Source organism: Frankia nepalensis, from assembly GCF_016786325.1.
GTDB lineage: Bacteria > Actinomycetota > Actinomycetes > Frankiales > Frankiaceae > Pseudofrankia > Pseudofrankia nepalensis.
The window spans coordinates 33,828-43,325 of the sequence record NZ_JADWYU010000195.1; the positions used below are offsets into that span (position 1 = coordinate 33,828).

The 9,498-nt window shown below is 69.4% G+C and carries 10 protein-coding genes and 2 tRNA genes; 7 read left to right on the plus strand and 5 right to left on the minus strand.

Annotation, left to right across the window (positions count from 1 at the left end; translation table 11 throughout):
• The 3 genes from I6A81_RS29550 to I6A81_RS29560 form a co-directional block, all read left to right on the plus strand.
• A partial coding sequence (locus tag I6A81_RS29550; RefSeq protein WP_238441569.1) for a hypothetical protein occupies positions 1–316 on the plus strand: 316 nt, incomplete at its 5' end.
• Positions 317–553: 237 nt separating this feature from the next.
• Positions 554–628 (plus strand) — tRNA-Asp (locus I6A81_RS29555).
• 52 nt (positions 629–680) lie between these two features.
• Positions 681–757, plus strand: a tRNA-Phe gene (locus I6A81_RS29560).
• Between the two features lie 63 nt (positions 758–820).
• Here I6A81_RS29560 and I6A81_RS29565 read toward each other — a convergent pair.
• Positions 821–2,383: an FtsK/SpoIIIE domain-containing protein gene (locus I6A81_RS29565; protein ID WP_202998972.1), complete on the minus strand. Its 1,563-nt coding sequence runs from the start codon at positions 2,381–2,383 to the stop codon at positions 821–823.
• A 442-nt stretch (positions 2,384–2,825) separates the two neighbouring features.
• Positions 2,826–3,239: a plasmid replication, integration and excision activator gene (locus I6A81_RS29570; RefSeq protein ID WP_202998974.1), complete on the minus strand. Its 414-nt coding sequence runs from the start codon at positions 3,237–3,239 to the stop codon at positions 2,826–2,828.
• 183 nt (positions 3,240–3,422) lie between these two features.
• Between I6A81_RS29570 and I6A81_RS29575 the strand changes: the two genes are divergently transcribed.
• On the plus strand, positions 3,423–3,821 hold the full coding sequence (locus I6A81_RS29575; protein ID WP_202998976.1) for a helix-turn-helix domain-containing protein: 399 nt from the start codon (positions 3,423–3,425) through the stop codon (positions 3,819–3,821).
• Positions 3,822–3,927: 106 nt separating this feature from the next.
• On the opposite strand, the gene I6A81_RS29580 is transcribed toward I6A81_RS29575, so the two are convergent.
• Positions 3,928–4,461 carry a hypothetical protein gene (locus I6A81_RS29580; RefSeq protein ID WP_202998978.1) on the minus strand — a complete coding sequence of 178 codons (534 nt, stop codon included), beginning with the start codon at positions 4,459–4,461 and terminating at the stop codon, positions 3,928–3,930.
• 214 nt (positions 4,462–4,675) lie between these two features.
• On the opposite strand from I6A81_RS29580, the gene I6A81_RS29585 reads away from it, so the two are divergent.
• Both I6A81_RS29585 and I6A81_RS29590 read left to right on the plus strand, forming a co-directional pair.
• The gene (locus I6A81_RS29585; protein WP_202998980.1) at positions 4,676–5,521 is read left to right on the plus strand and encodes a helix-turn-helix domain-containing protein; all 846 of its coding nucleotides are present in this window, start codon (positions 4,676–4,678) and stop codon (positions 5,519–5,521) included.
• A gap of 2 nt (positions 5,522–5,523) precedes the next feature.
• On the plus strand, positions 5,524–5,994 hold the full coding sequence (locus tag I6A81_RS29590) for an NUDIX hydrolase (protein ID WP_202998982.1): 471 nt from the start codon (positions 5,524–5,526) through the stop codon (positions 5,992–5,994).
• On the opposite strand, the gene I6A81_RS29595 is transcribed toward I6A81_RS29590, so the two are convergent.
• Positions 5,982–6,530 carry an HD domain-containing protein gene (locus I6A81_RS29595; RefSeq protein ID WP_202998983.1) on the minus strand — a complete coding sequence of 183 codons (549 nt, stop codon included), beginning with the start codon at positions 6,528–6,530 and terminating at the stop codon, positions 5,982–5,984. The two genes, I6A81_RS29590 and I6A81_RS29595, sit on opposite strands and share 13 nt — an antisense overlap.
• Before the next feature lie 103 nt (positions 6,531–6,633).
• Positions 6,634–8,439, minus strand: a complete 1,806-nt coding sequence (locus I6A81_RS46520) for an IS481 family transposase (protein ID WP_456319693.1) — start codon at positions 8,437–8,439, stop codon at positions 6,634–6,636.
• Between the two features lie 399 nt (positions 8,440–8,838).
• On the opposite strand from I6A81_RS46520, the gene I6A81_RS29605 reads away from it, so the two are divergent.
• On the plus strand, positions 8,839–9,498 hold a 660-nt coding region (locus tag I6A81_RS29605; RefSeq protein ID WP_203010371.1), incomplete at its 3' end, for a hypothetical protein.

Sequence of the window (9,498 nt, forward strand, 5' to 3'; positions counted from 1 at the left end):
GCCCTGGACCGCGTTCTCGCGGACACTTCGCCGGCATCGGCCCGCGGCGCGGCAGATGATCACGGCGGCGTCACGGCCGGTGTCACGGATGGCAGGACACGGCATGGCGGAGCAGACACCCGAGCCGTCGGGCTCGGTCGCATCCGGGGGGCCGATGGACGGCCGCCGGCCCGGTGAACCGGACGCCGCCGAGTTCGAGGTCGTCACGGCCGATCAGACCCGGCATGTCTACCGGTCCACCCGGAAGGTACGGCCCGGCGACGACGGGTCCCTGTGCAGGGTCTTCGTCTGCTCCGGGCCCGCGCGGCCGACCTGAGTTGGTGTTGAAGGGATGGGTCGGCCCAGGTGGAGTCGGCCCAGGTGGAGTCGGCCCGAGTGGAGTCGGACATGGGGGAACCCACCGGCATGCGTCGGCCTGGCGTGGTTCAAGGGGTGGGCGAGCGCCCTCTCATGGACCGCCCCAGCATCCTGTATGCTTCTCCTCGAAGCGGTGGACGGCCCCTGGGACCAAGCCGCCAAGCAGTCAGCAGGTCAAAACTGAAGATCGAAGCTTGGTCCCGTGGTGAAGTCTGGAGTTCACGCCGCCCTGTCAAGGCGGAGGTCGCGGGTTCGAATCCCGTCGGGACCGCGCACAACGTCCGAAGCAGTCGCACCTCGCGACCGGCCGGACGTTTCGTCTGGGGCAGGTAGCTCAGTCGGTACGAGCGTCCGCCTGAAAAGCGGAAGGTCGGCGGTTCGACCCCGCCCCTGCCCACCATCGATGACCTGGGTCTTTTCGGCCCGGGTCATTATCGTTTAGAGGCCTTTGACCGCAACCCGGTCACCGGCTGTCGCGGGGCAGCAGGAAGGCAGACAGGTCGGGCACCCAGCCGCGCGCCCACTGGTAGCCGATGGGACTCGGAACCGGGCGCCTCCCAGGTTCGGTCGCCCCGTCGAGGCCGGCAGGGTCGATCGGGTCGAGGACCTCGCCGGTCAGCGGGAGCCGGTAGTGGTCGGCGGTCCAGCGGATCTCCGCGTCGTCCGGCCAAGCGGCGCGGACGCGGATCGGTTCCGCGGAACCGCCCTCGACGACATAGCCGGTTCCCTGCTGGCTGGTCGGGATGTCCTCGCAGCGCGCGCCGTTGTCATGCGCGCCGTCACCGAGGACAAGATCAACCTGCTCGGCCTCCACCAGCCGCAGCGCCACCCGGATCGAGAAGAGGTTCCGGAAGGGCAGGGTCTCCTCGCGCGGGTCCCGCACCGCCGCGACCACCACGACGCCGGGCGCCCGGCCCTGCGAGAGCAGCAGCGGAAGCGACGCGGCCAGCCGCCGCTTGAGGTCCCGATCGGTCACGTAGGCCGTAAGCGCCGCGATCTCGTCGACGACCACGACGATCAGCGGCTCGGCGCGGGACGGGACGTGCAGTCGGGTGACGCCGCGGAGCCAGTCGGCCCGCGCCCGCATGCGTTCCACCGCGTCGTCGAGCAGGTCCGCGATGGCGGGCAGGTCGTAGGCGAACCGCGCGAACATCGGCGCGCCGGCCGCCATCTCCATCCCGCCCTTCGGGTCGCACACCCACAGCTCCACGATCCCGTCCCGAACGGCCGGGCCGAGTGCACGGATGAGCGACCACAGGACCGAGCCCTTGCCCGACCCGGTGGCGCCGGCCACCAGGACGTGCGAGCCGCGCAGCCGAAGCAGCCATGGCTGGCCGTCCTCCCGGCGACCGACGGGCAGGTTCTCGAGATCGGCCGTGTCGTCCATCCTGTCGACCGGATAGGGCGTGACGACCTTCGACAGCGGGTCGCGGCGGTAGAAGTCGACCCACACGAAGCCGACCCGATCGGCGCGCACGCGACACGCCCGCGCCCGGTAGACATGACGCAGCGCCTCGGCCTGCGCCGCCCAGGTCTCCGGGGTCTGACCGGGCAGCAGTTCCACACGCAGCGCCTCGACCGCCGCCGAGCGCCGAATCGTGCGGATGCGCGGGAAGTACTCGTCAAAGGTCACCCGCTGCCCGGTCGCCGTCGGGATCTGGATCGCCAGGCCGCAGTGCATCGTCGCCGCCCGCCACCGGCGCCGGTAGACGAACACCAGGCGGACCCGGCCCCACGCCCACCGGGCGACCCGGTCGAACGAGCGCCGATGAACCAGGCGCCAGGCGAGCGCGACCAGTACGACCGCGCCGGCCAGCACGCCGGGGCCGAGCAGCCCTGTCCGCCGGTACAGCACGGTCGAACCGACGACCACGGCAAACGCGACCGGGTGGCGAGCGATCACGACCACCAGGCCGCGGACCAGCCGGGCCACCAGGACGAGAACCACGGCCCAGACCGGGACCGTGATTCGGTCGTGGCGCGTGGGAAGCGGCGGGATTCCGCGGTCCCCTTTGATTCTTGGCATGACGAATACCACCCGTTTCGCGGCAGGGCAAAGCCAGCGGTCAGAAATTCGGGGGGAAAGAGTCAACAGGTCCCGGAGAGCCGGCGGCTATCCGGCCGGCACCCCGGGAGACCCGCGAGAAAGCGCGCTCAGGCCGCGCGCGAGGCCGGCGGAACCTCCGCCGAGGCCGGGCCGGGCGTCTCGTCGGCCGGGGTGTTGCGTTGGTCGTGGCGAAGCGCTCGCAGTCGGCGGCGAACCGCGCGGCGGCGTCCGCTAGATCGCGCGCGAATCGCATCGGCGCCTCGGCGAGGTCGCCGTTCGGACGGTGATCGTTACCTCAACCGGCAGCGCAGACAGGACCAGGATCGGGGTGCGGTCGGATAGGTGTGCAGGTATAGGGTGGCCCCGCCGCCCGCGGTGAAGTGCGCCGAGAGTCGCGTCATCGAGGACACGCCGTACTCGCTCACGCCGCCACCGCCGGGCCACGTCGCGTCGGTAGTGCGGAGACCGGCCGCAGGCCGGAGGCCCGCAGCGCGAACATCTGCTTCGGACGTGGCCCGTTGCTGTCGACCCACGGGATCACCTGGAGGCCGACCAGCTCGACCGGGCGGAACGGCGTCCCCGGGATCGGGTCCGGCGGCACCGGCGCCACCTGAGCGGCGATCTTCACCTTCAGTTCCGACGTCCGCGCCGCCGGGTCCGCGTCCATGATCCGAACCGCCCAGATCCGCAGGCCTGTCTCCTTGTCGAGTTCCTGGGGGTCCGGCGCGCCGGACCGCATCTTCTCGAAGTCGTTCGACGGCTCCACCCCGAGCACGTAGGCACCATTCGGGAACACGTCCCCGAACGCCACCGGAATCCGACGAGGAATCGCCACGTTCCACCTCCAGGAGGGCCAGCCCGCCGCCGAATCGTCCGGCGACTTGTGGGGCGAGACCTACTGTGAACCGCGCGCGAACCGCTCGCCAAGCGATATCGGCTCGATGTATACCGGCGGGGTATGGATTTCATCCGGTGACAGTGTGGAATAGGCTCCTACCGACAGACTAATGTTTGACGGGTGGCAAACAAAACCCATGCGCGGCGTCATACAGCCCGTGGTCCCGCCGACGGGGAGAACTGGCAGGCGGTCGCCGACGCGCTCAACGAGCGCATGGCCGCGCGCCGGATCGGACAGCAGCGGCTCGCCGAGGCCGCCGGCGTGTCCGTGTCGACCATCCGTGTGTTGCAGCGCAACGTTGATGGCCGCCGTGTGCAGAACTTGACCCTGACCGCGCTGTGCCGCGCGCTCGGCTGGCCGGACGACCACCTGGTCCGCGTCCTGCTCGGGGAGCGGCACGCCCCGGACAGCGACGCACCCGTAGCCCCTGCCGCCGACATCCAGGCGGACATCCTCGCCGTCCTGCTCCGCATCGAGCGCCGCGTCGACGACATCGCCCGCAGCCTCACCCCGGCGTAGCCGAGAACCACGACGCCGAGCCCGCCGGGGGGCGACACGACGAGGGCCGGACCCGCGGGGAAGTCCTCCCGCCAGGTCCGGCCCTTCAATCGTTCAGGAAAACCGCCTACGGCGCGGCCGGCACCGGGCGCCCGTCGGTTCGCGGGTCGTACATCCCGGTGAGCGCGCGCCGCATGGCGCTCAGCGCGTCCGCTTGTCCGGCCGCGAACGCCACCCGCTCCCCGGAGGTCGTGAACCGCTCGCCGGCCGAGAGTCCACCAGGACCGACCGGACCCACGAGCATCCCGCCGTGTTCGACCACGCGATCCACGAGCGAATCGATCAGGTCCTCTCGCGACCGCTTCCCCTCCGCTGGCCGGTAGACGAGGACCAGGTCGACGTCGCCGAACGCCTCCACGAACTCCAGGCCCGCCGGAAGCCTCGAGACCTCCGCGACCAGCTCCGCCAGGTCCGAGCCGGTACCCACGACGAGCGCCCAGTCCTGATCTGTCCATGGCTTCGCCGTGACGCCGGATCGTGTGCCTCGCCGCTCTGCCGCCGCCGGTCCATCCTCGGTACCCGCCGAGGCCGATGTTGTGGCCGCGTCGCAGGCGATCGCCACGGCCAGCCCGGCGCCATCTGCCGCCGATTCCCGTGCCATCCAGAGCCCTCCCATCCGCTCACGAACCGCTGTCGGCCCCGCCACGCCGGGCGCCGTTGACCGCGTGGCGGGGTTGGCCGGAGCCTCTATGCAGGACCTTTGCCACGGAAGGGCGCCGGACGTATACGCCTAGCTTCCGATCTATCCACTGACCGGATATCCTGCCCGTGTCCGATCAGGGACAAGCGGTCTCGACCCGCCGCCAGGAGGACTCATGCCCCCCGTCCGCCGGCCTCTGCCACCCGCCCCGCCCGACCTGTGGGACCGCCCCGAGATGGTCGAGGCGCTTGCCCGCCGCAACATGGGCGCCGTCCTGACGATCTACCGGAAGTGGACCGGCGCCACTCAGACCCAGATCGCCGGGGCGTGCGAGGTTCCCCAGTCGCACGTGAGCGAGATCCAGCACGGCCGCCGCCAGGTCACCAGCCTGGAAATCTTCGAACGGATGGCTGACGGACTCGGCATTCCGCGCCGGCCTCTCGGTCTGGCCGACCGCCCCGGCGAGGAATCGCATCCGGCCAGCGCCGCGCCGTCGGCCGAGGTGCCGGCCGAGATCGTCCGCATCTACCCGAACCGGGGCGCCGTTCCCGGTGAGCTCTGGCGGTCCCTGCTGCGCGGTGCCCGCGAGCAGGTCGACGTGCTGGTGTTCGCCGGCCTGTTCCTGCCCGACGGGCACGCCGATTTCGTCGCCCTGCTCCGCCAGAAGGTCCAGAACGGCGCGAAGATCCGCTACCTGCTCGGCGACCCCGCCTCGGAAGCGGTCGCCCTGCGCGGCCACGAGGAAGGCATCGCCGACGGCCTGGCCGCCCGCATCCGGATCACGCTCACCTACCTGTCCAGCCTGCGCGAGGTGCCCGGAGTCGAGGTCCGCCTACACGCGACCGCCCTGTACAACTCGATCTACCGGTTTGATGGCCACATGCTGGTCAACGCCCATGTCTACGGCGCCCCCGCCGCACACTCGCCGGTCATCCACCTGCGCGAGACCGCGGACGGCCTGTTCGAGTACTACGCCGCCAGCTTCGAACGGGTCTGGGCGACAAGCGAAGGAGCCTGGTAGCCGTGGCCCGCATCGACTACTTCAACGACCCGAGCGCCCCTAAGGCCAACAGCGTCGTCCCGTCGGTGACGGCCGTCGTGACCGACGAGGCCGGCCGGATTCTCCTGGTCCACAAGACCGATAACGACCTGTGGGCCTTGCCCGGCGGCGGGATGGACCTCGGCGAGTCGATCGTCGACGCCGCCGTGCGCGAGACCAAGGAAGAGACCGGCATCGACATCGAGGTGACCGGCCTGGTTGGCGTCTACACGAATCCGCGGCACGTCCTGGCCTACGACGACGGCGAGGTCCGCCAGCAGTTCTCCCTCTGCTTCACGACCCGGATGCTCGGCGGCACCCTGCGCACATCCAGCGAAACGAAGGAAGTCGAGTTTGTCGCCGTCGACGACCTAGACACCAAGAACATCCACCCGTCGATGCGCCTCCGCATCGACCACTACCTGGAGCACCGACCGACGCCCTACCTGGGCTGAACCGTTCCGAGCCGTTCCACGGTCCGATCGATCGACTCCTGGAGGATCGGCCGCGCCCGGTTGATCGACCGCGGCACGACCGTGGCCTCCCCGTACCGGGAGCAGATCTCCGCCACGCGCTCATCGAAGGTGAACCGCTGGCCCTGCGGACCGGTCGTCATGTCTGCCATGCACAGCGCGTCCATCACCGCCGACGTCTCCAACTCCCACGGCGCGAGCTCCGCCGTCAGGCCACGCTCCTCCGCCTCGATCCGGGCGCACGAGTGGTGCGCGACCAGCGCACACAGCCGATGCGGCGCGTGCAACGACTCCAGGTAGCGCGCCCCGTCAACGGGGTGAAACCACAGGTGCCCGATCTCCGGCGCATAGCCGATGTCATGCAGCCAGGCCGCGGTGACCAACAGGTCTCGGTCCCCGGGGCCGACCGCGCCAGAGACTTCCCGCGCTGCGGCCGCGACCGCTTGGACGTGCCGCCACCGGTCGCCGAGAGGCGCCAGCAGACCGCCCGCCAACCGCTCAGCAACCGCCTGGTCCATGCCGCCGACCCTACGCATGGCCCGAGGCAACGTCAGCAAGACCCGCTGTCTAGTCCCAGGTGATGCTTGACGTTTCTGTCCCAGTTGATGGTTGACGGCGTGGCTAGGAAACTGAAGCGGCCTTGGGGGGCCGCTGGACCTTGATCTTCGTGACGGGCTGGGTCGTGGTGCGGGCGTGGGTGCGTAGCTCGCCGCCGCCGAGGTCGATGGTGATCGTGGTTTCGGCGACGTGGATGGTGACGGTGCGTCGGGCGTTGTGCCGTCCGATCGAGATCTTCTGCCCGACGACCATGATGATCCCGCTGTTCGACGCCCTGCGTTGGACGGTGACCGGCTCGACCGAGGGGCGGGGTGGTGGTCCGGCGGGTCGGACGCCGCGCAGGCCTCGGGCCTGGTCGTAGGTGAGCGGGTTCGGCTTCGTGCGCAGCAGCTCCCGGGTGGTCGGGTCGAAGACGTGTAGGTGCTCGCCGTCGATGCGGATGGACACCCGCCGGCCGCCGAGGACCTCGGCCACGCAGATCCACTGGTTGGCCAGGGTGCAGACGCCGGCTTTGTTCAGGGTCCGGTCGACCTCGAGGGCCGCGCCGGGTTCGGCTGGGGGTAGCGGTGGCGGTCCGGCCTGGCGTCCGCCGCGGGCGGCGAGGCTGGCGAGGTCGTTGACGGACAGGTGCGAGCGGACGGTCTTGACCCGGGCGCCGGCGATGGTCAGGTGGATGATGTCGAGGTCGGCCCAGAAGGTGACGGTCAGCCCGGCGCGGGCGGGGCCGAGCCAGAACTGGCGGCCGGCGACGGCCATGTTCCCCGAGGTGGGCACGACCCGTTCGAACTCGACCGGCCCGCCCGTCCAGGGGACGGCGACCGGGACGGGGGCGGCGGGATCGCTGGCCGTGGGCGGTGGTGACAGGTCGGGTTCGCGGTCGTCGACCTCGGGCCGAGGCGAGGGCACCACGGCCAGCGCGGCCGGCAGCTCCAGCGGCAGCAGCGCCCGTTCGTCGTCGGGCACGGGCCGAAACCGTGACGCCGGGGTCGCCATGTCCAGTGCCTGGTGCGGCCGGGCGGTGTTGTAGTCGGTGCGCCAGCGGTCGAGGGCGGCCTGGGCCGCGGCCAGATCCGGGTGGATCTCGCCGGTGTCGAGCAGTTCCCGACGCAGGGTCTGGTGCATCCGCTCGACCTTGCCCGTCGTCGTCGGAGAGGCGGGCTGGGTCAGCCGGTGGCGGATCCCGTTGGTGCGACAGATCCGGTCGAACAGCACCTCGCCGCCTTTCCCGAACCGGTCGGTGAACTGTTTGCCGTTGTCGGTCAGCACCTCGTCGGGCACGCCGAACTCGGCGAGCGCGGTGGCGAACGCCGCGCAGACCGCCCGTCCGGTCGGCCGGGCCACGACGGTGGCGAGCACGCAGTACCGGGAGTGGTCGTCGATCCCGGTCACGACCTTCACCTCCGCCACCTGCCCATCCGCGCCCGCGACAAGAACGCCACCGACGATGTCGAGCTGCCACAGCTGCATCGGCGCGTCGCGCTGCCAGCGCTTGTAGTCCTCCCGCCGGCGCCGCCGCGCCTTCGGGTCCACCAGGCCGTGACGCACCAGGATCCGGTAGACCGTCATCCGCGACGGCAACGGCGTGACACCCGCCTTCTCCAGCTCGAACAGCAACCGCCGCGGACCCCACCGCGGATGCTCCCGACGCAGCTCACACACCGCCGTCTCCACCTGCACCGATGCCTGGTGCGGACACGACACCGGCCGGTGCGAACGATCCGCCAGCCCCGCGAGCCCCTCCGCGCGATACCGCGCCCGCCACACCGACAGCGCCTGCCGCGACACCCCGACCTGCGCGGCGACCTCACCCACCCGCGCCCCGGCCTCCACCGCCAGCACCGCCCGATACCTCTGCTCGACCCGAGACAACTCCACCAGGACCAATCCCGACCTCCTGACCAGCGACGCCCCCAAGCGCCACAGACCAGGACAGCCGCAGACGGCCGTCAAGCATCAGGTGGGATCGATATGTCAAGCATCACCCGTGATCGGACATCAGCAAGACCCGCAGACTGCCGAATTGCTCGATTTTGAGATCAAGAGCGGCTACGAACACCAGCGCCGCGCGACGGCTGCGCGCGGCGCTGGCGCGCCGTGCTCGCCGGCGCGTCGCTATACCGAGCGCGGGTTCCCGGACTGCCACGGGCCACTCAATCGGTTCACTCCTCGCAGTCAGCGTCGGTTGCGGGCAGTCTCACGTCCCTGCACGTTGGCAGCAATCGACCGCATCCGGCCCAGGACCGTTCCTACTCTCCTATAATCCCACCCATGGCGGGCACGCTGATCTTCAGCATAAGTGCAACTCACGTATTTCAAAGGAAATTTGACACTGAAAGCCTCGCGATCGCATTGGGCGATTGCCACTGGTATATCATTACTAGACGGCCATCCGTTAGGATAGCGCGCGAATCCGTTGACTTGAGGGATGAGATTATAACCCTCGATGTCGTTACCCGCGAGTCAATCGCCGGCCCACCGAAAACCTACCATCTAGGTGCGGACCTTGCGGGGATCGATGAAACTCGACATTTTGCGGTGCATGCCGACGGCGCCTATTTCTCTCTGCAGGCGAGAAACGGACTAATTCATGGAGATAGCTGGGCCTTGGCGTCTCTCCTTTCTGGAGCTAGTGCTGAGCTTGCCCGGCAAGAGGTTCTTTATATTGGCCAAGCATTTGGTCACGGGAACGTCAATGCTTGGGCGCGAACATCGCAGCATAGGAAGTTGCAGCGGATCTATGAAGACCACTGGGATAGCGGGTGGGACATATATGTTGCTCCATTGAGGTTGGACGAGTCGGCGTGGGAGTCGGATGATCACATAGAGGACCTTGAGCCCGGCCCGAGTTTCGAGGGATACTATTCAAGCTTCATAAGCATGGACCGTGAGTTACGGAAGCCAGCCGTCGATCTAATCGAACATGCTCTG

What these genes read in the sequence shown, in the direction of transcription:
- I6A81_RS29595 (WP_202998983.1), bottom strand. Translation starts at nt 6,530, where the DNA reads ATGGACCAGGCGGTTGCTGAGCGGTTGGCGGGCGGTCTGCTGGCGCCT.
- I6A81_RS29580 (WP_202998978.1), bottom strand. Translation starts at nt 4,461, where the DNA reads ATGGCACGGGAATCGGCGGCAGATGGCGCCGGGCTGGCCGTGGCGATC.
- I6A81_RS29565 (WP_202998972.1), bottom strand. Translation starts at nt 2,383, where the DNA reads ATGCCAAGAATCAAAGGGGACCGCGGAATCCCGCCGCTTCCCACGCGC.
- I6A81_RS29585 (WP_202998980.1), top strand. Translation starts at nt 4,676, where the DNA reads ATGCCCCCCGTCCGCCGGCCTCTGCCACCCGCCCCGCCCGACCTGTGG.